At 37.0% G+C, this 26810-nt stretch carries 26 protein-coding genes; 22 read left to right on the plus strand and 4 right to left on the minus strand.

Going from position 1 to position 26810, the window contains the following annotated elements:
- The first annotated feature begins 192 nt into the window (after window positions 1-192).
- From ACQKMV_RS22065 to ACQKMV_RS22075, 3 genes are all read left to right on the plus strand, one after another.
- The gene (locus ACQKMV_RS22065; protein WP_049662596.1) at window positions 193-954 is read left to right on the plus strand and encodes a ParA family protein; all 762 of its coding nucleotides are present in this window, start codon (window positions 193-195) and stop codon (window positions 952-954) included.
- Window positions 947-1795, plus strand: a complete 849-nt coding sequence (locus ACQKMV_RS22070; RefSeq protein ID WP_427506500.1) for a ParB/RepB/Spo0J family partition protein — start codon at window positions 947-949, stop codon at window positions 1793-1795. The genes ACQKMV_RS22065 and ACQKMV_RS22070 overlap by 8 nt, the downstream gene beginning before the upstream one ends.
- Window positions 1796-1873: 78 nt before the next feature.
- Window positions 1874-2590 carry a DUF554 domain-containing protein gene (locus tag ACQKMV_RS22075; RefSeq protein WP_427506502.1) on the plus strand — a complete coding sequence of 239 codons (717 nt, stop codon included), beginning with the start codon at window positions 1874-1876 and terminating at the stop codon, window positions 2588-2590.
- Here the strand turns inward: ACQKMV_RS22075 and yyaC are convergent.
- Window positions 2507-3139, minus strand: a complete 633-nt coding sequence (yyaC, locus tag ACQKMV_RS22080; protein WP_427506503.1) for a spore protease YyaC — start codon at window positions 3137-3139, stop codon at window positions 2507-2509. The two genes, ACQKMV_RS22075 and yyaC, sit on opposite strands and share 84 nt — an antisense overlap.
- A gap of 93 nt (window positions 3140-3232) precedes the next feature.
- On the opposite strand from yyaC, the gene ACQKMV_RS22085 reads away from it, so the two are divergent.
- The 4 genes from ACQKMV_RS22085 (at window position 3233) to ACQKMV_RS22100 (ending at window position 6687) form a co-directional block, all read left to right on the plus strand.
- Complete coding sequence (locus tag ACQKMV_RS22085) at window positions 3233-4117, plus strand: mechanosensitive ion channel family protein (RefSeq protein ID WP_427506504.1); 885 nt, start codon at window positions 3233-3235, stop codon at window positions 4115-4117.
- 1 nt (window position 4118) lies between these two features.
- Entirely contained in the window at window positions 4119-4319 is a 201-nt protein-coding gene (locus ACQKMV_RS22090) for a DUF951 domain-containing protein (protein ID WP_370044020.1), read from the plus strand.
- Window positions 4320-4466: 147 nt separating this feature from the next.
- A complete protein-coding gene (ychF, locus tag ACQKMV_RS22095) occupies window positions 4467-5567 on the plus strand; it encodes a redox-regulated ATPase YchF (protein WP_049662606.1) in 1101 nt (366 codons plus the stop codon).
- 79 nt (window positions 5568-5646) lie between these two features.
- Window positions 5647-6687, plus strand: a complete 1041-nt coding sequence (locus tag ACQKMV_RS22100; RefSeq protein ID WP_427506506.1) for an acyl-CoA dehydrogenase — start codon at window positions 5647-5649, stop codon at window positions 6685-6687.
- A 68-nt stretch (window positions 6688-6755) separates the two neighbouring features.
- Here the strand turns inward: ACQKMV_RS22100 and ACQKMV_RS22105 are convergent, their stop codons facing one another.
- Window positions 6756-7316, minus strand: a complete 561-nt coding sequence (locus ACQKMV_RS22105; protein WP_427506508.1) for a DUF3267 domain-containing protein — start codon at window positions 7314-7316, stop codon at window positions 6756-6758.
- 173 nt (window positions 7317-7489) lie between these two features.
- Here ACQKMV_RS22105 and rpsF point away from each other — a divergent pair, with 173 nt between their 5' ends.
- The 8 genes from rpsF to ACQKMV_RS22145 all read left to right on the plus strand — a co-directional run bounded on the left by rpsF (window position 7490) and on the right by ACQKMV_RS22145 (window position 16126).
- Window positions 7490-7777 (plus strand): 30S ribosomal protein S6, encoded by a 288-nt coding sequence (rpsF, locus tag ACQKMV_RS22110; RefSeq protein ID WP_053482932.1) that lies wholly within the window; start codon window positions 7490-7492, stop codon window positions 7775-7777.
- Window positions 7778-7821: 44 nt separating this feature from the next.
- Window positions 7822-8391, plus strand: a complete 570-nt coding sequence (gene ssb / locus ACQKMV_RS22115) for a single-stranded DNA-binding protein (RefSeq protein WP_427506510.1) — start codon at window positions 7822-7824, stop codon at window positions 8389-8391.
- Between the two features lie 38 nt (window positions 8392-8429).
- Window positions 8430-8666 carry a 30S ribosomal protein S18 gene (gene rpsR / locus ACQKMV_RS22120; RefSeq protein ID WP_049662616.1) on the plus strand — a complete coding sequence of 79 codons (237 nt, stop codon included), beginning with the start codon at window positions 8430-8432 and terminating at the stop codon, window positions 8664-8666.
- 1013 nt (window positions 8667-9679) lie between these two features.
- Window positions 9680-10621, plus strand: a complete 942-nt coding sequence (locus tag ACQKMV_RS22125) for a YybS family protein (protein ID WP_427506512.1) — start codon at window positions 9680-9682, stop codon at window positions 10619-10621.
- A 12-nt stretch (window positions 10622-10633) separates the two neighbouring features.
- Window positions 10634-12607, plus strand: coding sequence for a DHH family phosphoesterase (locus ACQKMV_RS22130; protein ID WP_427506513.1), 1974 nt, complete (start codon window positions 10634-10636; stop codon window positions 12605-12607).
- Complete coding sequence (gene rplI, locus ACQKMV_RS22135; RefSeq protein WP_427506514.1) at window positions 12604-13050, plus strand: 50S ribosomal protein L9; 447 nt, start codon at window positions 12604-12606, stop codon at window positions 13048-13050. Before ACQKMV_RS22130 ends, rplI begins: the two co-directional genes overlap by 4 nt.
- 13 nt (window positions 13051-13063) lie before the next feature.
- A complete protein-coding gene (dnaB, locus tag ACQKMV_RS22140) occupies window positions 13064-14425 on the plus strand; it encodes a replicative DNA helicase (RefSeq protein ID WP_053482927.1) in 1362 nt (453 codons plus the stop codon).
- A gap of 411 nt (window positions 14426-14836) precedes the next feature.
- Window positions 14837-16126: an adenylosuccinate synthase gene (locus tag ACQKMV_RS22145; protein WP_427506516.1), complete on the plus strand. Its 1290-nt coding sequence runs from the start codon at window positions 14837-14839 to the stop codon at window positions 16124-16126.
- 494 nt (window positions 16127-16620) lie between these two features.
- Here ACQKMV_RS22145 and ACQKMV_RS22150 read toward each other — a convergent pair whose 3' ends face one another.
- Entirely contained in the window at window positions 16621-17541 is a 921-nt protein-coding gene (locus ACQKMV_RS22150) for a YitT family protein (RefSeq protein ID WP_427506517.1), read from the minus strand.
- 275 nt (window positions 17542-17816) lie between these two features.
- Here ACQKMV_RS22150 and ACQKMV_RS22155 point away from each other — a divergent pair, with 275 nt between their 5' ends.
- The 7 genes from ACQKMV_RS22155 to ACQKMV_RS22185 all read left to right on the plus strand — a co-directional run bounded on the left by ACQKMV_RS22155 (window position 17817) and on the right by ACQKMV_RS22185 (window position 26546).
- A complete protein-coding gene (locus ACQKMV_RS22155; protein WP_427506519.1) occupies window positions 17817-19277 on the plus strand; it encodes a peptidoglycan DD-metalloendopeptidase family protein in 1461 nt (486 codons plus the stop codon).
- 233 nt (window positions 19278-19510) lie between these two features.
- Window positions 19511-20224, plus strand: coding sequence for a response regulator YycF (gene yycF, locus ACQKMV_RS22160; RefSeq protein ID WP_427506520.1), 714 nt, complete (start codon window positions 19511-19513; stop codon window positions 20222-20224).
- Window positions 20225-20230: 6 nt separating this feature from the next.
- Entirely contained in the window at window positions 20231-22096 is a 1866-nt protein-coding gene (gene walK, locus ACQKMV_RS22165; RefSeq protein ID WP_427506521.1) for a cell wall metabolism sensor histidine kinase WalK, read from the plus strand.
- Window positions 22093-23412: a YycH family regulatory protein gene (locus tag ACQKMV_RS22170; protein ID WP_427506523.1), complete on the plus strand. Its 1320-nt coding sequence runs from the start codon at window positions 22093-22095 to the stop codon at window positions 23410-23412. The genes walK and ACQKMV_RS22170 overlap by 4 nt, the downstream gene beginning before the upstream one ends.
- The gene (locus tag ACQKMV_RS22175; protein WP_427506525.1) at window positions 23399-24229 is read left to right on the plus strand and encodes a two-component system regulatory protein YycI; all 831 of its coding nucleotides are present in this window, start codon (window positions 23399-23401) and stop codon (window positions 24227-24229) included. The genes ACQKMV_RS22170 and ACQKMV_RS22175 overlap by 14 nt, the downstream gene beginning before the upstream one ends.
- Window positions 24229-25017 carry an MBL fold metallo-hydrolase gene (locus ACQKMV_RS22180; protein ID WP_427425752.1) on the plus strand — a complete coding sequence of 263 codons (789 nt, stop codon included), beginning with the start codon at window positions 24229-24231 and terminating at the stop codon, window positions 25015-25017. The genes ACQKMV_RS22175 and ACQKMV_RS22180 overlap by 1 nt, the downstream gene beginning before the upstream one ends.
- 236 nt (window positions 25018-25253) lie before the next feature.
- Entirely contained in the window at window positions 25254-26546 is a 1293-nt protein-coding gene (locus ACQKMV_RS22185) for a S1C family serine protease (protein ID WP_427506526.1), read from the plus strand.
- A gap of 28 nt (window positions 26547-26574) precedes the next feature.
- On the opposite strand, the gene ACQKMV_RS22190 is transcribed toward ACQKMV_RS22185, so the two are convergent.
- Window positions 26575-26810 (minus strand): hypothetical protein (locus tag ACQKMV_RS22190; protein ID WP_427506527.1); only part of this gene is annotated, 236 nt, incomplete at its 5' end.

Below are 26810 nucleotides of genomic sequence, written 5' to 3' on the forward strand. Positions count from 1 at the left end.
TTATATCTTTATAAAAAGGAGACATCTCAGTAATATTTCTGAGATGTCTCCTTTTTTGCATATATTCTTAATATTTTATACAACTATTTTCTGTTTTTTTGATAGAATGAAAGTAAGATAGATGTATTGAACAGTGATTTTACAAATGATTTGTCAAAGTGAACTTTGATAGATGAAAGCAGGTGCTTTTAAATGGGTAGAATTATAGCAATCGCCAATCAAAAGGGTGGCGTAGGAAAAACAACGACATCGGTCAATTTGAGCGCTTGTCTAGCATACTTAGGGAAGAAAGTGCTCTTAATCGATACTGATCCACAAGGAAATACAACAAGTGGACTTGGCGTTAATAAAGGAGAACTTCAAGGCTGCATCTATGATGTATTAATTGATGATGAAAACGTTGAAAATGTCATTCAACAAACAAATGTAGAAAACTTAGCAATCGTTCCAGCAACCATTTCACTAGCAGGAGCAGAAATTGAGTTAGTTTCGACAATTTCCAGAGAAGTACGTTTAAAGCATGCGCTTCAAGATGTAAAAGAAGACTATGATTATATTATTATTGATTGTCCGCCTTCGTTAGGGCTACTAACAATTAATGCTTTAACTGCTTCGGATGCGCTTATTATTCCTGTACAATGCGAATATTACGCATTAGAGGGGTTAAGTCAGTTATTATCAACTGTCCGTTTAGTGCAAAAACATTTAAATCAGCAATTATACATTGACGGTGTATTATTGACGATGCTTGATGCACGAACAAACCTAGGCTTACAAGTTATTGATGAAGTAAAAAAATATTTCCAAGATAAAGTATACAAAACTATAATTCCTCGTAATGTGCGATTAAGTGAGGCTCCAAGTCATGGGCAGCCAATTATCATTTATGACGCAAAATCAAGAGGTGCAGAAGTGTATTTAGAGATGGCGAGGGAAGTGATTAAAAATGGCTAAAGGTTTAGGAAGAGGCATTGGTGCATTATTTCCTGGAGAGTCTTTAGAACAAAGTGGGCAGGTGGAAGAAATACAATTAGAACTTATCGTCGCAAACCCATTTCAGCCTCGTAAAATCTTCGATGAAGAAGCTTTACAAGAATTAGCTGACTCTATACAGGAACATGGTATTTTACAACCAATTGCTGTACGAAAAAAAGGACGTAAGTATGAAATTGTTGCTGGGGAACGCCGTTATAGAGCAACTCAATTAGCAGGGTTAGAGGTTATTCCAGCTATTATAAAAGAGTTATCAGATGCACAAATGATGGAACTAGCTATTTTAGAAAATCTGCAGCGTGAAGATTTGACAGTTATTGAAGAGGCTGAGGCATATCAAAGCCTAATGGAAAACTTACATTTAACACAGGAGGAGCTATCCAGGCGATTAGGAAAGAGTAGACCACATATTGCCAACCATGTTCGTTTACTCGCATTACCAGAGGATGTTCGTGAGTTTATGAACGATGGAACACTATCGATGGGACAAGGACGAGCATTACTTGGCTTGAAAAATAAAAGAAGAATATCTGAAGTGGCAAATAAGGTCATTAAACAAGGTTTAAATGTGCGGCAAGTTGAAATGTTAGTACACAACTTAAATGAAGAAGTTTCACGTGAAACAACTCAGCCAAAGAAAAAGGATATTTTTGTTGCAGCTAAGGAATCACAATTGCGTGATCATTTTGGTACAAATGTACAAATTAGGAAAACTAATAATAAAGGAAAAATTGAAATTGAATTTTACTCTGAAGATGATTTAGAACGCATTTTAGAAATACTAAATTTACAGGAAGAGTAAGAGCAATATTAATAACGTAATCAGAGCGCCGAACTACAAGGCGCTCTCTATTTTTCTAGAGAGAAGGAAGGTAGGGACGTGGTATTACTAGGGGCATTAATTAACGCCCTGCTTATTATGGCAGGTGCATTAGTAGGGCGCATTTTCAAAAATATTCCTGAATCGATGAAGTCTACTGTTTTATCGATCATTGGTTTAGCAGTAGCACTTTTAGGGATTAAAATGGGCTTTGAGAGTGATAATTTTATTATTTTAATGATAAGTTTAGTAGTAGGTGCAGTAATTGGTGAGTGGTTAGATTTAGATAAGCAAATGAATAGAATTGGTCAATGGGTAGAAGCTTTATTCAGTAAAAATCGTACTGATAATAATCAAATTAGCATAGCGGAAGGTTTTGTAACGGCCTCTTTAATATTTGTAGTTGGTTCTATGGGCGTAATTGGTGCACTTGATAGTGGTCTGCGTAATGATCATAATGTACTGATTACGAAAGGATTAATCGATGGATTTATATCGATCATATTAACATCTACATTAGGTATGGGAGTGCTATTATCTGCATTACCTGTATTCGTCTATCAAGGATTAATTGCACTTTTTGCAGGTGTTATCAGCTCTTTTATACCAGATGCTGCACTACAAATGTTTATTCATGAAATGACTGCTGTAGGCGGTGTTATGATTTTTGCCATTGGTTTAAATATAGCAGGCTTAACTAAGATCAAGGCTGCTAACTTGTTGCCAGGTATCATCGTTGTCGGTATTGTGGTTGCTATTTTCTCTATTTTTCAGTGAGTAACGATGTGCAGCGAGCAATAGAGCTCTTGAAAGTTTTTCAGCCATCGCATAGGAAATATGAAGTCTTGTATTTTGTAAAACAAGCATTTCCATAAAGCCTCCAACATTGACTATTCCTTTAATGGAAATGTCACCGATTGGAGGTAATTGTTTTTTTACAGCTTTTCCCGGAAAAATAGGTCCACTCTGTACAGAAATATGTCCAACATTTTGTTCACTTCCAAGACATGCATCAATCGCAATAATGAAAGGTTTTATAGTATGATTGTGTAGCTGTTGCATAGTAGTGTCTAAATTAAGGGCATGCAAAGGATTATCTAAAGAGCCTACAATTTCATATGGAAAACTAACAGACTTTTTTAGGAAGCTACCTGTTAACGGCCCGAGTGTATCACCTGTACAACGGTCACTTCCAATACAACAGAAAATAAGGCGTTCATGATGAAAGGGTATATGTTCTAAAAATAATGTACTTAACTGCCAAACGGTATTTTTACTTTCATGATGAAGAGAATAAGGGAGTAACAATTTTGGTATAGTATTCATAAAAAAACTCACTTTCCTTTTTATTTGTAAGAAGTGCTCGATTTTTATGCAGTATACGCAAATATTTAGCAAGTTATTCAAGAGGTGGTATTAATGGATTACTTTAACGAAAAGGTATTAAAGTACTATTGGGACAAGATGACGTCAGAGGAGTTGTGGCAAGAAGTAATAAATGCTTCAATTAAGATTACGATTATTTTGATAGCATCGTGGCTAGCTGTACGATTTGGTAAAAAATTTATTAAAAAAGTGTTTTTAATGCGAATGAGTTCACCTTTAAACCACTCAGAACGCCGACAAAAAACAATTTCAAGATTATTACAAAGTGTCATCTCCTATGTCGTTTATTTTTCAGCAATCATTGCTATTCTTTCTATCTTACACATTAAGATAGCAGGGTTATTGGCGGGAGCAGGGATTGTCGGTTTAGCCGTTGGTTTCGGTGCACAGAGCTTAGTGAAGGATGTCATTACTGGATTCTTTATTATTTTTGAAGATCAATTTGGCGTTGGAGATTATATAAAAATAAATGCAGCAGAAGGAACTGTTGTAGAAATCGGTTTACGTACGACAAAGATTAATGGTTCTACAGGAGAGCAGTTTATTATTCCAAATGGTTCAATTGGTGAGGTTGTAAATTACTCTATAAATAACTCTAAAATTTTTATAGATTTACAAATGATGACTGATGCAGATTTTGAAAGGGCAGAAGCTATTATTAAAAAATATTTAAAAACTCTACCAGATATTCATAAAGAGCTTGTAGCAGTACCAGTCTTTTTAGGTGTACAAAGTGTTAAGGGTACAGAGGTAACTATTCGTATAGTCGCAGAAACATTGGCACAACAACAATATGGAGTGGCGCGTGCAATTCGTCGTGATGTTACAAGACTCTTTGAGGAAAATAATATACCAATGGCTCATCCGAAAATGATGTTGTATGGTATTAATGGAAAGAATGAGGGGGGGAGTGAATGATATGGAAGCGAAAAAATTTGGTCTAAATGATATTGTTGAAATGAAAAAGCAGCATCCATGTGGCACAAATAAGTGGAAAATTATTCGTATGGGGGCAGATGTACGTATTAAATGCGAAGGCTGTCAGCATAGTGTCATGATTCCACGCCGCGAATTCGAGAAAAAAATGAAAAAGGTTTTAATTTCGGCTAGTGAAGACTAGCTTCGATGTGTATTAGACTTTTTATGAGTGAATCAATATAATAGATAGGGTTATACAGTGATTAATCTGTGAGGCATTCTGTAACCTCACAGTATCCGTTAGTACGGGAGCAAATTTGAACAGATCATAGAAAGGTTGTGTCCATTCATGGCATTAACAGCTGGAATCGTTGGTTTACCTAACGTTGGAAAATCAACATTATTTAACGCAATTACAAAAGCGGGCGCATTGGCTGCAAACTATCCATTCGCAACAATCGATCCAAACGTCGGTATTGTTGAAGTACCAGATGCACGTTTAGATAAATTAACAGAATTAGTAACACCTAAAAAAACAGTACCAACAGCATTTGAGTTCACAGATATTGCTGGGATCGTAAAAGGCGCTTCAAAGGGTGAAGGGTTAGGGAACAAATTCCTTGCTCATATTCGTGAAGTAGATGCAATTTGCCAAGTTGTACGTTGTTTTGTTGATGAAAATATTACTCACGTATCAGGTGGAGTAGATCCAATTGACGATATTGAGGTCATTAATTTAGAGCTTGCACTTGCTGATTTAGAATCTGTTGATAAGCGATTACAACGTGTTGGCAAAATGGCAAAGCAAAAAGACAAAGAAGCAATGATTGAAGAACCAATTCTTGTAAAAGTTAAAGAACAATTAGAAAACGGACGACCAGCACGTGCTGCAGAGCTTTCAGAAGACGAGCTAAAGGTTATTAAAGGACTTCATCTTTTAACAATTAAACCTATGCTTTATGTGGCGAACGTTTCAGAAGATGAAGTTGCTGACGCAGATAATAACGAATATGTGCAAAAGGTACGTGAGTATGCAGCTACTGAAGGAGCTCAAGTTATCACAATTTGTGCAAAAATTGAGGAAGAAATTTCTGAGCTTGATGATGAAGAAAAAGCAATGTTCTTAGAAGAACTAGGCATTAAAGAATCTGGTTTAGACCAATTAATCCGTACTTCATATGATTTACTAGGGCTAGCAACTTATTTCACTGCTGGGGTACAAGAAGTACGTGCATGGACGTTCCGTAAAGGCATGAAGGCACCACAATGTGCTGGAGTCATTCATACAGACTTTGAACGTGGATTTATTCGTGCAGAAACAGTTGCTTTCGATGATTTAGTTGAAGCTGGATCTCAACCTGCTGCTAAAGAAGCTGGTAAAGTACGTCTTGAAGGTAAAGAGTATGTTGTGCAAGACGGCGATATTATGTTATTCCGTTTTAATGTGTAAAATACGAAAAAAGGCAATCTTTTTATGGATTGCCTTTTTTGTATATGTACTTATCTGAATTTTCAATCCGGAGGTTAGTATGAACATATTACAAATAAAAGATCGTGGTTTAGAAATTGAGCAGCTAGGTAGATTACCAGAAGATATATTAGAGCTTATTTATGAGCATCAATTGTTTAAGCTATTCACAGCCAAGGAATTAGGCGGTAAAGATTTAGATTTACTAGAAGGTATTAAAGTATTCCAACAGATGTCTGTACTTGATGGTAACTTTGGCTGGCTTGTCACAATAGGGACAGGGGGTAATGCGTTTATTCCAACATTAAACAAAGAAGTTTGTGAAAAAATATTTTCACAAAGAAATGCAGTTATCGCAGGCAGTGGCTATCCTACAGGCACAGCAGTAAAAATAGATGGGGGCTATCGTGTAACAGGTCAATGGAAGTATTGTAGTGGAGCAGACTATGCTACAACTTTTACGATGAATTGTTTTGTTGAGAATGAGGGTATTAGAACAGATGAAATCATTAGTTGCTCAGTGAATGTTGATCAAGTAGAGGTTCTTAACGATTGGCGAGCAATGGGCTTAAAAGCGACAGCTAGTCATACGATTCGTGTGCAAAATGTTTGGGTGCCACAAGAGGAAACGTTCCAATTGGGCACAATTAAAAACAAGTATGAAAGTGCAGTACATAGTTTTCCGTTTGGCGCATTTGCGGAAGCTTCTTTTTTAAGTGTTTGTCTTGGGATAACAGAAAATTTCTTAGAAGAGACAGCTATTTTAGTAAAGGATAGAAACCATGACCCAAGCCGTACTGAACGTATGGGTGCCATACAATTTTTATTGATGCAGCAACAGAAGAACTTTAGACAGCTTGAAGAGCAATTTTATTTAATGTTGAATAAATACTGGCAAAAACATAAAGAAGGTCATGAGTTGGCTGATGAAGAACTACAACAATTTTCTCGGATGAGTAAAGACATTGCAGCGGCTTGTGTAGATATTGCCAATAGTTTAATACGTAGACTTGGTATGGATGCAATTACAGAGACATCTTCGATTAATCGCATTTGGAGAAATTTATATACAGCTGCTCAGCATGGTTTTTTAACGCCATAAATTTGTGTCAAAAATAGAATCTGCTTGGATCCAAGCAGATTCTATTTGTAAGATAACTTTCCTCAAAGTTATCTTTTTTCATCAGGCATATATACATAAAGCTTAGGTAAATGAGGATCATCCTTTATTAACGCATTTTTGGGATATTTGCGCAATTCTTTATACATGGAAAAATCACCTACAGCACCAGCTATTAAAAAAGCCCCCACTAATACTAAAACAGTACTGTTAAAGTAGAAACCAGCAATTGTCGGGAGGACACCGGTTGTCCAGAATGGAAGTAATAAAGCTTTTTTCATTGCATGATTCGGTAACGGTTGATCGGTTGTTGCGTACGCTATGCCAAGTTCTAAATTCAGGCCATATTTTAACGATTTAAAGGGCACGCCTCCGAAGACCATAAAACCAATTAGATGAAAGGCTTCATGTAAGACGATGAAAACAATATACAGAATGACAAAAAGAATGGATCCAATTATCATATTCCAAAATGAAAAATCAAAGTCTTTTAAGCAAATATATTGTATAGCTACAAATAATATGACAAGACCACTTGTGATAACAATATTGTCCATCATTAGTTTTTTTATATCCAACTCTATTACGATTGGTTCTTTATCTGGTAGCATGAAAGATCCTCCTTTCATTCATGAATTAAGTTCATTATATAGAAAGAATTGTTTGTTTGCGACTTGAAAGACATGCGTCTATATGTTACAATTCATTGATGTGAGTAATATTATTACTTACTCCTTGCTCCCTGTGTACAGGAGAGCCTAAGTCCATAAGGAGGTGTAAACAGATGAGAAAATACGAATTAATGTACATCGTACGTCCGAACATTGAAGACGAAGCGAAGAAAGCTTTAGTTGAACGTTTCAACGAAATCTTAACTTCTAACGGTGCAGAAGTCATCGAATCAAAAGAGTGGGGCAAACGCCGCTTAGCTTATGAAATTCAAGACTTCCGCGAAGGTTTCTACCAAATCGTGAAAGTAAACGCTACTTCAGAAGCAATTAACGAATACACACGTCTTGCTAACATCAGCGAAGATATCATTCGTCACATTGCGGTTCGCCAAGAAGCGTAATTATTTATTTTTAACAAAATGCTGAAAAGGAGGTTGCATTTCTGATGATAAACCGTGTCGTATTAGTTGGAAGACTAACAAAAGATCCTGAGCTACGCTATACGCCTAATGGTATTGCGTCTACAAGATTTACAGTTGCTGTGAATCGAACATTCTCAAACCAACAAGGTGATCGCGAAGCTGATTTCATTAGCTGTGTTGCTTGGCGCAAACAGGCTGAAAACCTTGCGAACTTCATGCGAAAAGGAAGTTTAATTGGAGTGGAAGGCCGCATTCAAACAGGCAGTTATGAAGGACAAGATGGTAAACGAGTATACACAACAGATGTAGTGGCAGATAGCGTACAGTTTTTAGAACCTCGTAATGGTGGCGGTGCTCCTGCATCTCCTCAATACGGTGGACAGACTTACGGTAATAACCAACCGTCATATGGCGGTGGTCAACCACAACAACAGTTTGGTGGTGCTATGCCAGGACAGGGTTCATTTGGCGGCGATGCTTATCAGCAAAATCAACCACCTGTGAATCAGCCGAATTATACACGTGTAGATGAGGATCCATTTGCTAATAGCAAAGGACCGATAGAAGTATCTGAGGATGATTTACCGTTCTAATACTTCTAAAATAAAAAATGATAAGGAGGAGACACACTATGGCACCACGTCGCGGAGGCCGCAAACGCCGTAAAGTTTGCTACTTCACTGCTAATAACATTACGAATATCGACTATAAAGATGTAGATTTATTAAAAAAATTCATCTCTGAGCGCGGTAAAATCTTACCACGTCGCGTAACTGGCACTAGCGCTAAGTACCAACGTAAATTAACTTCAGCTATCAAAGTTTCTCGTATCATGGGATTACTTCCATTCGTAGCAGAAGACAAATAAGATATAAATAAAAGAAGCACAACAAGGTTTAATCGCTTTGTTTGTGCTTTTTTTATTTGAAAAATCAGGTACGTTGATTAATCATTTTTATCCATACTAATTAATTTAGAAGGCTCGGATTTCCGCTACGGGCTACTCGCTTTGTTGCTGCCGCTACGCTTTCGCACAGAAAGCTTTTGTTGCTGCCGCTACGCTTTCGCACAGAAAGCTTTTGTTGCTGCCGCTACGCTTTCGCACAGAAAACATTTGTTGCTGCCGCTACACTTTCGCACAGAAAACATTTGTTGCTGCCGCTACACTTTCGCACAGAAAACATTTGTTGCTGCCGCTACGCTTTCGCACAGAAAGCATTTGTTGCTGCCGCTACGCTTTCGCACAGAAAACATTTGTTGCTGCCGCTACGCTTTCGCACAGAAAACATTTGTTGCTGCCGCTACGCTTTCGCACAGAAAACATTTGCTCCGTGCAGGGTCTCGTCTGTCTGGCTTTCCGCGGGAGTCGAGTAGCCCTACGCTACAATCAGTTAAAAATGGGCATACATTAGCAGAATAATAATCCCGCTCTATATATTACCATTTGCCATTAGTATAAGAATTTATTACACTTTTAAGTGACATGAATAAAGAAAAAATAAAATGTTAGAGATTGAGAAACAAAATGCTATCGTATTTCTGAAACGTATGAATGAGAAGAACAATCGACTAAGTAACATTTTTAAAAACAAAACGGCTTATAATCATTTCGATTAAAAGCTTTTTTTTATGTATGAATAACTGTCGTAAGCTGCTCGTTTTTTGTAGTTCAATATATATAAGAATCTATATCAATGAATGAATTTGTTATGCTTTTTCGGTAAAAAATCTCCTATATAGCTATGTGTTTTACGCTTTAGTCATTGGTTCTACAAAATTAATGACAAAGCATACAGTTGTTCTTAGCGTTTTTTGTTCACTAACCCGAAAAAATGGTACAATAAAGGTCAGTAAGTTTGACTGAAAAAAGGAAGGTTTTCAATGCCGAATAATCAAACAAAGGCGCTTGTACAAGGCTCAATGATGGTCGCAATCTTTACGATTCTAATGCTGATTTCTGCATATGTACCATTCATTTTTATAGTAGGTCTAATGTTTGCTCCACTACCGATTGCTTGGTATAGCGCAAATTACAAGCGTTCCTCATCAATACTCGTAGCAGTAGTAGGCTGTATCTTAACCACTTTAACGAGTGGGATAACTATGTTACCATTTGCCTTTATTTTGGCATTACTTGGTGTCGTAATAGGAAGTGCAATTAATCTAAAGAAGAGCAAACTTTACCTATTCATGTCATCTGGAGTTGCTGTTCTTCTGTCAATGGCAAGTGTCTATGTAGCCTATGTTCAATTTGCTGGTATCAATATAATTAGCATGAGCACAGAGCTTTTACGCGAAAATTATGAGCAATCAAATGAACTTGCAAAAACTGTGACAGGTCAAGTAATGTTTCAGCCAGAGATAATTGAGGCTATGTTAAAAACAATTGAGCTGACAATACCTGCAACAGTAACAATCTCTGCATTTATGACAGCATTTATTATCATAACGTTAAATTTACCTGTATTAAAACGTCTTGGTTTAGACGTACCAAAATTTGCACCGTTCCAAAACATGCGTCTACCACGATCTATTTTATGGTATTACATGATTGTTATATGCGTTAATTTATTTATGCGTCCAGAATCTGGATCTACATTAGGTATTATTGTTTTAAATGTTTCTTATATTTTATGGATGTTATTAATTCTGCAAGGGATTTCCTTTTTACATTACTTTATTTCTACAAAGGGAATGCCCAATGGTGTCAAATGGATTGCTACTTTGTTAGCCTTACCACTATTATCCTTTATGATATTGATAGGCATTGTAGATTTAGGTTTCGACGTACGTTCACTTGTGAAAGGGAAAACTAAAGAATAAGGGGCTGATGTAATGGGGACTTTTAGAAAACGACCAATCCGCTATCCGCTTTTTGTTCTTTCCATTTTTGGCATTGTGACGTTCGTGCTTCTATGTATTTGGAATGTCGGGATAGGTATTGGTTATGGAGTAGGTTTTGTTATATTAATGGCCTATACGTGGAAGGTAGAAAAGATTACCTTTGATGAAACAGAAAGGCATATTGAATCCATCTCTTTCCGCATGAAAAAAGTAGGGGAAGAGGCATTACTTGAAATGCCAATTGGGATATTACTTGTCAACGATCAATATGAAATAGAATGGTCGAATCCATATATGCAAGGCGTTTTAAATATGGAGAATTTAGTGGGTGAAGGGATCGTTAATATATCTGACGACATTTACGTGCTGATGAAGACCGAGGAGACAAACGAAGAAACGATAACTCTCCGTGATCGTAAGTATCGAGTTTATTATAAAAAAGAAGAGAATTTATTATATTTCTTTGATATCACTGAGCAGATAGCTATTGAAAAACAATACTTTGCAGATCGTACAGTTATTGCAATTTTATTTGTTGATAACTATGACGAAATTACGCAAGCAATGGATGATCAGCCACGTAGTTTAACGAATACGATGGTGACATCAATTGTTAATGATTGGGCGGCAGAGCAAGGGATATTTGTGAAGCGAATATCATCCGATCGTTTTTTAGCTGTATTAAACGAATCTATTTTAATGGAACTTGAAAAGAAAAAATTCGCTATTTTAGATACAATTCGAGAAAAAACAGCGCAAAAAAATATGTCATTAACATTAAGTATTGGGGTTGGCGCAGGTTCATCTTCATTAGTAGAGCTTGGTGAACTAGCACAATCAAGTTTAGATCTTGTTTTAGGCCGTGGTGGTGATCAGGTTGCTATCAAGCAACCTTCAGGGAAGTTAAAATTCTATGGCGGGAAAACTAATCCTGTTGAGAAACGTACACGCGTTAGAGCACGTGTTATTTCCCATGCACTACGTGATTTAATTCAGGATAGTGACCAAGTATTTGTTATGGGACATAAAAACCCTGATATGGACTCTATTGGTGCCTCTGTTGGTGTACGTAAAATGGCACAAATGAATGATGTGAAGGGCTATGTGATCGTAAATTTTGAAGAATTAAACGGAAGTGTAACACGTTTAATGAATGAAATTGAGAGTAAATCGGATTTCTATGAACATTTCCTAACACCAGAGGAAGCTGCGGCAAAAATGACAGAAAAATCATTGCTCGTAATTGTCGATACGCATAAACCGGATTTAGTCATCGATTCACACCTATTGAGGTTGGCAGAAAAAGTTGTGGTAATCGATCACCATCGTCGAAGTGAGGATTTTATAGAAAATCCAACGCTTGTTTATATGGAGCCATATGCATCGTCCACTGCTGAGCTTGTGACAGAGTTACTCGAGTATCAACCAAAACGTGCGAAGATTAATATGCTAGAGGCTACTGCATTGCTGGCAGGAATTATTGTCGATACGAAGAGTTTTACATTACGTACAGGAGCCCGTACGTTTGAAGCGGCTTCTTATTTACGGACAAATGGTGCCGATACAGTGCTAGTACAGAGATTATTAAAAGAAGATGTAGATACGTATATTGAACGTTCTAAAATAGTGCAAACTGTTAAGTTCGTGAAACCAGGTATTGCTATTGCTGTAGGTGAGGAAGCGAAAGTGTATGATTCTGTGCTAATTGCGCAAACAGCAGACATTTTACTAACAATGAAGGATGTTGGTGCTTCCTTTGTCATTGCGCATCGTTCAGATGGCAAAATCGGCATAAGTGCAAGATCACTTGGCGAAGTAAACGTGCAGCTTGTTATGGAGAAGCTAGGCGGCGGCGGGCATTTAACTAATGCAGCTTGCCAAGTCGAATCAAATTCCATTGCTGGAGTAAAAAAATATTTAGAAGAGGCCATAAATGAGGTACTCGAAGGGAGTTCTGAATCATGAAAGTAGTATTTTTAAAAGATGTTAAAGGAAAAGGGAAAAAAGGAGAAATAAAAAATGTAGCTGATGGCTATGCACAAAACTTCTTGATTAAAAATGGTTATGCTGCTGAAGCAAATGCACAAGCATTAAGTCAATTAGATGGTCAAAAGAAATTAGAAGCTAAAAATGCAGCAGCAGAATTGGCTGAAGCGAAAGCATTAAAAGAAAAATTAGAAGCTTTAACAGTAGAGTTAAAAGCAAAATCAGGTGAAGGTGGTCGCCTATTTGGTTCAGTATCTTCAAAGCAAGTTGCCGATGCACTTCAAAAAACGCATGGCATAAAAATTGATAAACGTAAAATGACTTTAAGTGATGGAATTCGTGCACTAGGCTTTACAAATGTACCTGTAAAACTACACCATGAAGTATCTGCAACATTAAAAGTTCATGTAACGGAAGAATAAGGGGCGACGATCCATGAACGAACCGATGATGGATCGCGTTCCACCGCATAACCGGGAAGCGGAGCAATCGGTTATCGGTGCAATTTTCCTCGATCCTCAATCGTTAATCACTGCATCTGAAATTTTGCTAGCAGATGATTTTTATCATAATGCACATAAGACAATTTTCGAAACGATGCTACGTTTAAGTGATCAAGGAAAAGCGATAGATGTTGTAACAGTTACTGAAGAATTATCAGCTAAAAAAGAAATTGAGGATGTTGGCGGGCTATCGTATTTACTAGAGCTCGCCAATGCTGTCCCTACGGCTGCTAACGTCGCACACTATGCGAAAATTGTCGAAGAAAAGGCTCTATTACGTCGTTTAATTCGTGTAGCTACTAAAATAGTAGAAGATGGCTATACACGTGAGGATGAGGTAGAGGCATTACTAGGTGAAGCAGAGAAGAAAATGATGGAGGTAGCCAATCGTAAAAATGCGGGTGATTTTAAGCATGTTAAAGACGTATTGGTGGAAACCTTTGATAACATCGAAAAGCTTCAATCACAAAAAGGTGATGTTACAGGTATTCCGACAGGCTTCCGTGACTTAGACAATATAACAGCTGGCTTCCAGCGCAACGATTTAATTATTGTAGCAGCACGTCCTTCTGTAGGGAAAACAGCCTTTGCATTGAATGTCGCACAAAGTGTTGCCGTTCAAGCACGTGAAAATGTTGCGATCTTCTCATTAGAGATGGGTGCTGAGCAACTAGTTATGCGTATGCTTTGTGCAGAGGGAAATATAGATGCACAAGTTTTACGTACAGGTGCTTTAACAACGGAAGATTGGGGTAAACTAACTATGGCAATGGGGAGTTTATCGAATTCCGGAATTTTTATTGATGATACACCAGGTGTACGTATCAATGAAATTCGAGCAAAATGTCGACGTTTAGCACAGGAGCATGGCCTCGGTATGATTTTGATTGATTATTTACAGCTCATTCAAGGTAGTGGTAAGCCAGGTGAGAACCGTCAGCAAGAGGTATCTGAGATTTCACGTTCATTAAAAGGCTTAGCACGTGAGTTAAAGGTTCCAGTTATTGCATTATCACAGCTATCTCGTGGCGTTGAGCAACGTCAAGATAAACGACCAATGATGAGTGACTTACGTGAATCGGGAAGTATTGAGCAAGATGCTGATATTGTTGCCTTCTTATATCGTGATGATTATTACGATAAAGAATCTGAGAGTAAAAATATGATTGAAATTATTATTGCTAAACAGCGTAACGGTCCAACGGGTACAGTTACACTTGCGTTTAAAAAAGAATTCAATAAATTCATTAATGTGGATTGGTCGCAAATGCCGCCACCACCGCCACGTGATTAATTATTTATTTGGCTCATCACCAATAGTTGGAGATGACATTTGTTAAAACGTCTGTCATGTATATAAGTTGATTTCCGTTCCGGCTGGGCGACTCCAGGATAGCGCCCAGCGGAACGGAAATCAACCTCGTTATGGTAATGAGATAAATGCAAATATAGTTCTTTTAATGTTTGGCCAAACACTGATTGAAAAAGAGGAATTCAATGTTTGCGATTATGCCGAGACGGAATTAATCTGAATGTTAGATAATATTCATATCATTCTGTTATTAAACACGAACGTTGAATCATATTTTTTGATTTTATGTTCGTGTTTTTAAGTATTTTTGTTGACTAGGCGTTTCTATCATTGTTACAATAATTAACGGCTTAAAAATTGAGATACAAATAGTATCTAACGGAGGTGCTGACTATGACATCAGTTGTAGTTGTAGGAACACAGTGGGGAGACGAAGGAAAAGGTAAAATTACGGATTTCCTTTCACAAAAAGCCGATGCAATCGCTCGTTTTGCAGGCGGTGATAATGCAGGACATACTATTAAATTTGATGGTGAAACTTATAAGTTACATTTAATTCCATCAGGTATTTTCTATAAAGAAAAAACTTCAGTAATCGGAAATGGTTTGGTTGTTAATCCAAAGTCATTAGTTACTGAGCTTAGAGGCTTACAAGAGCGTGGCGTTGATACAGATAATTTACGAATTTCTAATCGTGCGCATGTTATTTTACCATATCATATAAAGCAAGATATCGCTGATGAGGAAAGCCGTGGCGATAATAAAATTGGTACAACTTGTAAAGGGATTGGACCATGTTATCAGGATAAAGTAGCACGTATCGGTATCCGTATGGCTGATTTACTAGACAAGGATGTATTTGAAGAAAAACTACGTCAAAATTTAGTAATTAAGAATAAATTATTTGAGAAATTTTACGAAGTTGAAGGCGTAACATTCGAAGAAATTTTCGAGGAATATTACAGCTATGGACAAGAAATCGCAAAATATGTAACAGACACGTCGAAAATCTTAAATGATGTATTAGATGAAGGCGGCAAAGTGTTATTTGAAGGAGCACAAGGTATTTTACTTGATGTCGATCAAGGTACGTATCCATTTGTAACATCATCAAATCCTGTTGCCGGCGGTGTAGCGATTGGTGCTGGTATTGGTCCTTCACGAGTTTCAAATGTTATTGGTGTATCTAAAGCCTATACTTCTCGTGTTGGCGATGGACCGTTCCCAACTGAATTATTTGATGAAATAGGTCAACAAATTCGTGAAGTTGGTCGTGAATACGGTACAACAACTGGCCGCCCACGTCGTGTAGGTTGGTTTGATACGGTAGTTGTGCGCCACTCACGCCGAGTAAGTGGTATTACGCATCTTGCGCTTAACTCAATCGATGTTTTATCTGGTTTAGAAACAGTTAAAATTTGTACAGCGTATAAATATAAAGATCAAACTATTACTGAGTATCCAGCAAATCTTCATATTATTGAACAATGTGAACCAATTTATGAAGAGCTTCCAGGCTGGTCAGAAGATGTTACAGGCTGCAAAACATTAGAAGAGCTACCTGAGAATGCACGACGCTATGTAGAACGCGTAAGTGAATTAACTGGTATTGAAATCGCTACTTTCTCTGTTGGTCCTGCACGTGAACAAACGAACGTTTTAGTGGACGTTTGGGAAGCATAATAATTGTAATTAAAAAGGACGTGCCATAAACGGTACGTCCTTTTTTATAGTATTGAAAACAAAATGTTCAGGGGAATATTGTCTATAAGTTGTAGCGATTTTTACATTTGTGTAGCTACGCTTTGCAAAGGACATCTGTTATGAACGCTATGTTTTCCTATATTATCACTATAAATTAGAGTGAAACTATGCTAGGAGATACAATGCTAAGTGAAGTGGTTGATTGGAGTGGAGACTGAGCGACTCCTTGGGGATCAGCAATAAAGGAACGAAGGCTAAGAGCATCAGGTCCTGTGATAACGCCTTCGTGACCAACATCGTGTCGGCCCAAGCGGCTCATCGGACGCGCCAGGAAGCTTTGCTCTGTACGACAGCGATAAAAGCGCTCAGTCGGAACGGAGATCAACCACTCGTTTTGCCGAAGAGCCATACTTTATTTGATAGATGTTACAACATTAAAAGGTCGTGCCATATACGGTACGACCCTTTTGTCATTAGTGAATATCTCTCTTCTTGAAGCGACCGCCTTTAACCTCTGCAATATTACCAATTGCTAGGAATGCATGATCATCAATTTCAGCGACGATCGATTTAAGCTTCGATTCCTCTAATCGAGTAATGACAGTAAAAATAACTTTTTTATCGTTACCGGTATAAGCCCCCTCACCATGAAGGAATGTTACACCTCGACCAAGTCGGTCCATAATGGTCTGTCCGATTTCATCAATTTCGTCACTGATGATATAAACAGATTTTGATTCCTCCATTCCTTGAATAACGATGTCAATCATTTTATAAGCAATATAGTATGCCAGGATAGAGTACATTGCTTGTTCCCATGTGAATACGAATCCTGCTACCGTAAAGATAATTAAATTGAAGAACATAATAATTTCACCAACAGAGAACGGTGTTTTTCTATTAAATAAAATAGCTAAAATTTCTGTCCCATCTAACGAACCACCATAACGAATGACGATGCCGACACCAATACCTAAAATCATGCCTCCAAAAACTGTGGCCAATAGCAAATCTTGAGTAAACGGGTGTATGTTATGTAAGAAAAGTGTTGTTAATGAGAGTACTGTAATTCCGAGTCCTGTGGAAAGTGCAAAAGTTTTACCGATTTGTTTATAGCCTAAAAAGATAAAAGGTAAGTTTAAAATGAAGATGAAAATACCAAGTGGTAAATTTAATAAATGAGAAGTGATAATGGAAACACCTACGATTCCACCATCCATAATGTGATTTGGTACTAAAAATAGCTCCAGCCCTAGTGCCATAATGACTGCACCTAAAGCTACCATAATGGTCCTAGTTATAAGTTTACGAACAGTATTCTTACGGTGAGGCTTTCTTTCTTTAGGGGTTATTCCAGAGGTTTGTGAATCATTCAAATTAATCGCTCCAATCAACTAGTATATCCTTATTCTATTTTATCGGAATATTACAAAAGTAAAAAGTAATAAGTCTAAAATCATAGTAAAAATAAATAAATAGAATACACGGGTTTATTTAAACACTACAAAAATAGGAATTATGTAACAATTAGTAGAGAAATAATACATTTACATTACAAAAAGATGAAAAAAGTCTAACCGTATTTTCTTTATGGTACATTATAGTGGTGCAAAAAATCTTTGTGGGTAATTAATCCTACAATAGGTTAAAGTTGGAAGGAGCTTTATTGATGAGTTCGTCTTGGTTTAGAAAAGAGAAAAACAATAGATTCAATGACAATTTTTCTTCAATTAAAAAGGTATCCATTATTACAGTTTTAATGACAAGTTTAACGTTAAATGTAGGTTTTGCAAAAGAAAATCATAAAGAAGATTTAAATAAAATTTATCACGTTTATGTGGGAAATAAATATATAGGTGCGGTCTCTAATGAGAAAGCTATCGAAGAAATCATTTCTTCAAAGGAAAAAGAAGCAAGTCAACAATACAAAGAGCTATCTATCGATGCTAGTTCTTCTGTTAAAATAATCCCAGAAAAAGTATTTAGTAATCAAACTAAAGACGTGGAAATTTTGAAGAAATTTGAGCAATCTTTAGTGATTCAATCTCCAGCTTTCACATTATTTGTAGATAATAAGCCTGTAGTTTCTTTGAAAGATGCAAAAGCCTATGAAGATACTATTCGTATGCTAAAGCTACAATATGTTTCGCAGCAAGAGCTAAATAGTTTATATGTTAACAAGCAATCTACGAGTATTCCACCTTTACAGGCTGGTGAAGCGCGACTTTTAGATGTTTCTTTTAAACAGGAAGTATCTGGTGCGACACAAAAAGTAGCACCCAATACTATTGTAACGCCTGAGGAAGCTGTGAAATATGTAATGACAGGCTCTCTTGAGCGAGAAACTTATAAAATCCAAACAGGTGATGTTTTGGGCTCAGTTGCCCAAAAACATGGATTAACTACAGCTGAGCTATTAGCGTTAAATCCTAGTATCACTGTTGATACAGTTTTACAAATAGGACAAGCATTAAACGTTACAGTCGCTAAACCATTTGTAACGCTTGAAGTAAAGCAGGAGAAGAAAGTTACTGATAAAATTCCGTTTAAGAAAATAATTGAAGAAGATCCGACAATGTATAAAGGTGAAAAAGTGATAAAACAACAAGGTGTTAATGGAAAAAAAGAAACATCTTATTTATTAACATCTGAAAATGGAACTCGTACATCCAAAGTAGCGTTAAAAGAAGAAATCATACAACAACCAGTTGAGGAAATTGAAGTAGTTGGTACGAAGGTGATTTCTTCGCGGGGTACAGGTGAATTTACTTGGCCAACAGTTGGTGGCTATATTTCAAGTGGGATGGGTCAACGTTGGGGCGAATTCCATCGTGGTATTGATATTGCCCGTCCTAGTAATTATAATATTATAGCTTCAGATAATGGTGTTGTTGTCGCAGCTGGTGTTTCTGGTAGCTACGGTAATCGTATCGTGATTAATCATAATAATGGCTATACAACGCTTTACGGACACCTATCTTCAATTAAAGTGGAAGTAGGACAAGTGGTAGAAAAAGGTTCTGTTATAGGTATTATGGGCTCTACTGGAAATTCAACAGGTACACATCTACACTTTGAAGTTGAGAAAAATGGCTCTTTAGAAAATCCATTATCATATGTAGGGCGTTAATCAATTCGAATAGAAGACAGTCCAAAATAGGGCTGTCTTTTTGTATACTTCGTATATAAATCTATTTTATTTCCCGAGAAATATTTGTCGAAATATAGTTCGATACAATATCGTATAATGTCTTATGATTTAGAATAATGCATAGAAGCTAAAAGCATGGTAGAGTTAAGAGTAGTAACTTTAAAAATACGCAACGTTTAATAATAGATAAATAGCGAAAGGGAGAAGAGAATATGGACAAAACAATTTTAGTTGTTGACGATGAAAAACCAATCGCAGATATTTTACAGTTCAATTTAATAAAAGAAGGCTACAAAGTTATTTGTGCCTATGATGGAGATGAAGCACTAGAAAAGGTTGAGGAAGAGCAACCAGATTTAATGCTTTTAGATATAATGTTACCTAAGCGTGATGGAATGGAAGTTTGTAGAGAAGTGCGAAAAAAATATGATTTCCCTATTATTATGCTAACTGCAAAAGGCTCTGAGATTGATAAAGTATTAGGACTAGAAATGGGCGCAGATGATTATGTAACAAAGCCATTTAGTACACGTGAGCTTATTGCGCGTGTAAAAGCAAATATGCGTCGCTTACAGGTAGTAGCCCCTACCGCCGAAGAGGCTGAAGAAGAATCCAATGAAATTGTAGTAGGCTCTCTTGTTATTCAGCCAGATGCTTACTTAGTATTGAAGCGTGACGAAGCAATTGAACTAACGCATAGGGAGTTTGAACTATTACATTACTTAGGTAAGCATATCGGTCAAGTCATGACGCGTGAACATTTACTACAAACTGTTTGGGGCTATGACTATTTCGGCGATGTACGAACAGTAGATGTAACTATTCGTCGTTTACGTGAAAAAATAGAGGACAATCCTAGTCATCCAGCTTGGATTGTAACACGCCGTGGTGTAGGTTATTATTTACGAAATCCTGAACAGGAGTAAAAAGGAATGCAGAAAGTAAGCTTCTTTAAATCAATTCATGTCAAGTTAGTACTAATTTATATTTTATTAATCCTGCTTGCTTTGCAAATAATAGGTATCTATTTTGCACGTGAATTAGAACAAAATTTAAAAACCAATTTCCGAGAATCCATTTTTCAACGTGTTGATTTGATGCAATATAGCATTCGTGAAGAAATGTTAAAAGAACGCGATGAAAGTATGCCAACTCTTGAAGAGAGCTTAAAAAAAATTGTAATGGAGTTTTCCACGGGGTTGAAGGAAGTTTCTAATGGAGATATTTTAGAAATCCGTATCATCGATAATAGACAGCGTATTCGAGCCACATCTGAGGTAGACAATCAAAATTTGATTGGACAGCGCTCGAACAATGACCTCGTACGCCGTGCAATCTCTGCAGAAACATTATTTGAAAACATCAAACTTGATAATAAAACAAGGAATCGAGTGTGGGTGTTAGCTTCGCCAATTCGAGATGGCGTAGGTCCTGATGATGAAATTATTGGGGTACTCTACATTGAAGCTAATATTGAATCTGTTTTTGAACAAGTGAATGACATTAACCGTATTTTCCTTGGTGGTACAGCAGTGTCCTTGGTGATTACAATCTTTTTAGGAATCTTAGTGGCACGAACAATTACACAGCCAATTGCAGATATGCGTAAGCAGGCGCAAGCGATGGCAAAAGGTAACTATTCCCGAAAAGTGCGGGTTTATGGTACAGATGAGATAGGGCAGCTTGCTATTACTTTTAATCATTTAACCAATCGCTTGCAGGAGGCGCAATCTACTACAGAGGCAGAACGGCGAAAGCTCGATTCAGTCCTCAGTAATATGACGGATGGTGTTGTTGCGACAGATCGAAAAGGGCGCATTATTCTTATTAATGATCCCGCACTAGAGCTGCTGCATATTTCAAGAGATATTACATTAGGTCGTCCGATTGCATCTGTCTTAGGTATTGACCAAGAATATAGTTTTGAGGATTTAATTCACATGAATGATGCGGTGAATTTAAATTTCAGTACAGCTGACGCACCGTATATTTTACGTGCGAATTTCTCTGTTATTCAAAAAGAAACGGGCTTTATTAATGGTCTAATTACCGTACTGCACGATATTACGGAGCAGGAAAAAATAGAGATGGATCGTAGGGAGTTTGTATCAAATGTGTCACATGAATTACGGACACCATTAACGACGATGCGTAGTTATCTAGAAGCGTTAGCAGATGGTGCATGGAAAGATGAAAATATTGCTCCAACATTTTTGAATGTCACACAAACAGAGACAGAGCGTATGATTCGCTTAGTGAATGACTTATTGCAGTTATCACGAATGGATAGTTCAGATTATGAGTTGAATAAAGACATTGTTCTATTCAATTCATTCTTTAACCGTATTATCGATCGCTTTGAAATGTCTAAGTCAGACAAAGTGATGTTTGAACGTTTATTCCCCGAAGCATCCTATTATGTAGAAATTGATACGGATAAGGTGACACAGGTTATTGATAATATCATTTCCAATGCTATTAAGTATTCACCAGATGGAGGTAATATTCGCTTTGGCTTTACAGCACAAGGAGATATGCTGAAAGTTATGATTTCTGATGATGGAATGGGAATTCCAAAGGAAAATGTAGGACGTATTTTTGATCGTTTCTATCGAGTAGATCGAGCTCGAGCTCGTTCTATGGGAGGCACAGGTCTGGGGCTAGCTATTGCCAGGGAAATGATTGAAGCTCATGGCGGTAAAATATGGGCTGAAAGTGAGGAAGGACATGGAACAACGGTTTTCTTCACATTACCACTTAATTTAGATGATTTTGACGAGGCAGGTGAGTGGGAATGAAATATATAGAACCAGTTAAATCTGTTGTTTTATTCTTACTCGTTATGCTGAGTGTGGTTTTAACCTTTATAATTTGGACATACACACCAGATTATAAATTTATTGAGCAGACTGAAGGAAAAGAAATCCTAGTTGGACCTCAAAAAAAAATGGAGGATGTAATTCGTCCATATAAAGCTATTTACCGTTTTGATAAGGAATTTACGGGTACAGTTTCTAATGGCGTAATGGAAGATATTATGGAAGCATTTCAGGGATGGAATGTCCTAGATTTAATGCCCGTTAACACTAACATTACGGCCGACTCTGTAAACGAGATGATTCGTACTAATAATTGTATGACTGTCTTTTTTACCGGTGAGATTCCTTATTCTGCCTTTAACTCAATTTTTCAGTTTTCCGATAAGGAGCTACCTGAAACAACCTTTAATCGTATGATTATAGATTGGAGTAATTATAATAACAAAGATTTACAGGTGTTTTTCATTAGTAGCAATAATGAATTATTGATGCGTTCACATGTAAGTCTAGAAAATGCTAATCAATTTGTACGAAATATTATTGAGCCAGCGAAAACATACGGCACTTTTAAAGAAGTGGAGCGAGATGGCTTTACCTCACTATATATTGCTAACGATAAAATTGAATCAGCAAAATATACGTATTTTGTCGAAGAAAAACCTGAATTATTTAAAAATGTGTTATTTACAAATCTAAACAATGTCTTGCGCACTGATGAAAGTGCAACTACTGAAAAATATCAAGATGGAATGTCACGGATGATGATTGATTCGAAATTGAAATCATTGACCTATGTATATCCAGCTGCAGAAAGTAGTGTAAGAATAGAGCCATCCAAGCTCTTGACGGATAGTTTTGAATTTATCAATGAACACGGAGGTTTTACATCTGATTATCGATATGTATCAACAAGTACAACCAATAACCAATTAGATTATCAGCTATATTTACATGGATTACCGGTTTATAGTGATCAGGCAATAAACCGAATTACAACTGTTTGGGGAGATAATCGTATTTTCCGCTACAAACGTCCTTACTTTTCTTTTGAGAAAGACATTTCAGCTGAAAAAGAGAGGAAAGAACTTCCGTCAGGGTCGGAAATCATTGAAAAGATTCAAAAGCTTAATAACGTTGATTTATCAGATATAGATGACGTTGTTGTAGGTTTCAATTTAACTCATAATCAAAGTACAATAGTGACATTAGAGCCATGCTGGTTTGTTATTCGTAACGGTATATCAACGAAACTGACGCCTGAACTATTAGGAGGTGTCAAAAATGGATTGGAATAGAACAAAGTCTATTTTCATATTCGTTTTTTTAATTTTAGATATCTTCTTGTATTCGATGTATTTAAATCGCTATAATGAAGCGCAGAGCGTGGAAATACTAGGTGAAAAAACAATAGAAGCCCGTTTAAAAGATGATAATATTACGTATGGAGCGCTGCCAAATAGTAATGAATCTGCTACTTATATTACAGGCAAAGTGCACATTTTTAAAAATGCGGATGATTTTACTGATGACAATCAGCGAATAAGTTTCACAGATGAGACACATGCACATGTACGTGCTACTTTTATCAATCCTGTGAAATTACGAAATATTGATGATTCAAGCTTTACCGAATTTGTCCATACAAACGTTAAAGATGGAGATTCTTATGCATTATGGAAGGTAGATCGTGAGGAACGAGTCGCAATTTTCTTCCAGAAAAAAAATAATCGAATGTTCTATTACAATGAGAGTGCCTTATTAAAAGTACGGTGGAATACAGATAATGAAGTAGTAACGTATGAGCAATCAATGATTGACAATATCGAAGAGATGGAGCAACAGGAAACTGTTATTCCACCACTTCAAATTTTCCAGACTCTTTATAATAAAGGGCTATTAAAGTCAGAATCTCGTATTACGCAAGTGAAGTTAGGTTACTCGACATTTAGTAATTTAACGCAAACGCAAGTGTTAATACCAACTTGGGAAGTACAAGTGAAATTATCGGGCGGCGAAATAGAAGAGTACTTCGTTGATGCTATTGATGGAAAAATTGTTGAAATCCAAGGAGACAAGAAAAAAGGCGAAGAGGAAGACTGGGGAGTTGAATGATGCAATTTAGTGTTTTAGCAAGTGGTAGTACAGGGAATTCGATTTATGTAGAGAATGATGATCATGCATTTATTGTCGATGCTGGTCTCAGTGGCAAAAAGATGGAGCAACTATTTACAAAAATCGACCGCAATATGAAACAGCTAAGTGGCATTTTTGTTACACATGAGCATAGTGATCATATTAAAGGAATAGGTGTATTAGCACGAAAATATAATGTACCTATTTATGCCAACGCCAAAACGTGGCAGGCGATGGACGGGCTAGTCGGTGAAATACCTTTAGAGCAACGTTTTGAATTTGAAATGGATACTGTAAAGCATTTTGGTTCATTAGCTGTTGAATCCTTTGCCGTATCCCATGATGCAGCAGATCCAATGTTCTATAGCTTCCATGAAAATGGGCGCAAGCTTGTTGTTATTACGGATACAGGCTATGTCAGCGACCGTATGAAGGGTATTATTCGAGGTGCTGATTCCTTTGTATTTGAAAGTAACCACGATGTGAATATGCTGCAAATGGGGCGCTACCCATGGTCTATAAAACGTCGTATTTTAAGTGATGTAGGGCACGTTTCAAATGAGGATGCAGCAATAGCAATGAGTGAGGTAGTATTTGAAAAACCAACGAATATTTATTTATCACATTTAAGTATGGATAATAACATGAAAGAGCTTGCGCGCATGAGTGTCACACAAACTTTGCAATCCTGCGGCATTATTGTCGGAGAGTATTTAAATTTATTTGATACAGATGCAGAAGAGCCGACGAAATTAGTAACGGTTTAACTTCTTTCAGCAGATGTTATTTGTAGCGAAAGCAAAGCGTCAGTTACAAATAACGTTCGTTAATAATATCGACTTTATACAATAAAAAAATGAGGCTGTTCAATCACATTTTAAAGAAAATGTGTTGAACAGCCATTTTTATGTCCATTTTATTTATTTTTCATCTAATTTTAATGTTTGAATCGTAATATTAGGGTAACAACTAACCAATACTAATAAGGGAAAGGATGAGGAGAATGAGCTATTTTCAAGATGATGATAAAAGCAATGATTTACTAAAAAATGATGAAATACAGAAATCACCTCTTCAGGAGCGACTCGAACGAGAGGAGAGAGAAATGCAAGATAAGCGTCATAAAAAGAAAGGCGGTGGCGGAGGTAAGGGTGGTTATTTTTTCACTGGTCTTATCGGTGTCATCATAGGCGCTTTACTCGTTTGGCTCATGATGCCTGGACTTGTCAATCAAATGCCAGGTACAACGACAAGTAACACAGGTAAAACAACCATTAATCAAGTTGCGACAGAAGTGACAACGGATGTTACGAAAGCAGTAGATAAGGCTTCAGGTGCTGTTGTAGGGATAACGAATATTCAAGAAGTGACAAGCGGCGGATTCTGGAGTCCACAATCCACATCAGACAAGCCTGCTGGAAGCGGCTCAGGTGTTATTTACAAAGTTCAAGGTAATAAAGCCTTTATCGTGACAAATAACCATGTTATTGAAGGTGCAAAACAGTTAGAGGTAACAATGCCAGATGGTACGAAAGAAGTAGCACAATTAGTTGGTCACGATGTTTGGACAGACTTAGCTGTTATTTCAATCAGCTCTAAAGATGTTAAGACAGTAGCGACATTTGGTAACTCAGATGTATTAAAACAAGGCGAAACAGTAATCGCGATCGGTAACCCACTTGGCTTAGAATTCTATGGCTCTGTTACTACAGGCGTTGTTTCTGGTAAGGATCGTTCTGTACCAGTTGACATCAACAATGATGGCACAATAGATTGGCAACAAGAAGTGTTACAAACAGACGCAGCCATCAACCCAGGTAATAGTGGTGGTGCACTTGTTAATCTTGCTGGTGAGCTAGTTGGTATTAACTCTATGAAAATTGCGGAATCCTCTGTTGAGGGGCTAGGCTTCTCAATTCCGATTAACTCAGCAATTCCAATTATCGAGGAATTAGAGAAAAATGGTGAAATGAAACGTCCAACAATGGGTATTCAATTAGTAGATTTAACGGATGTTCCATCATTCTACCAACAGCAAACGTTAAAATTACCAAAAGACTTAACAACAGGTGTTGTTATTACAGATGTTGTGGCTAACTCTCCAGCTTCAAAAGCAGGCGCTCAACAATACGATGTTATTGTTGAAATGGATGGCAAAAAAATCGAAACAGCAATCGATTTACGCAAACATTTATATAACGACAAAAAAATTGGTGATAAATTAACGATGAAAGTATATCGCCAAGGTAAATTAGTGGATCTAACATTAACATTAACAAATAGCGATTCATTGTAAATTAAAAATCAGTGGGGATTATAGGTCCTCACTGATTTTTTGTTTTTGAAAAAAGTATGGCTCTTCGGCAAGCGAGTGGTTGATTTCCGTTCCGGTTGTGCGCTTTTATCGCTGCCGCTTCGCTTTCGCGCAGAAAACATTTGTCGCTGCCGCTTTGCTTTCGCGCAGGAAACATTTGTCGCTGCCGCTTTGCTTTCGCGCAGGAAACATTTGTCGCTGCCGCTTTGCTTTCGCGCAGGAAACATTTGTCGCTGCCGCTTTGCT

Source organism: Lysinibacillus sp. NPDC094403 (assembly GCF_050278745.1).
Lineage (GTDB): Bacteria > Bacillota > Bacilli > Bacillales_A > Planococcaceae > Lysinibacillus.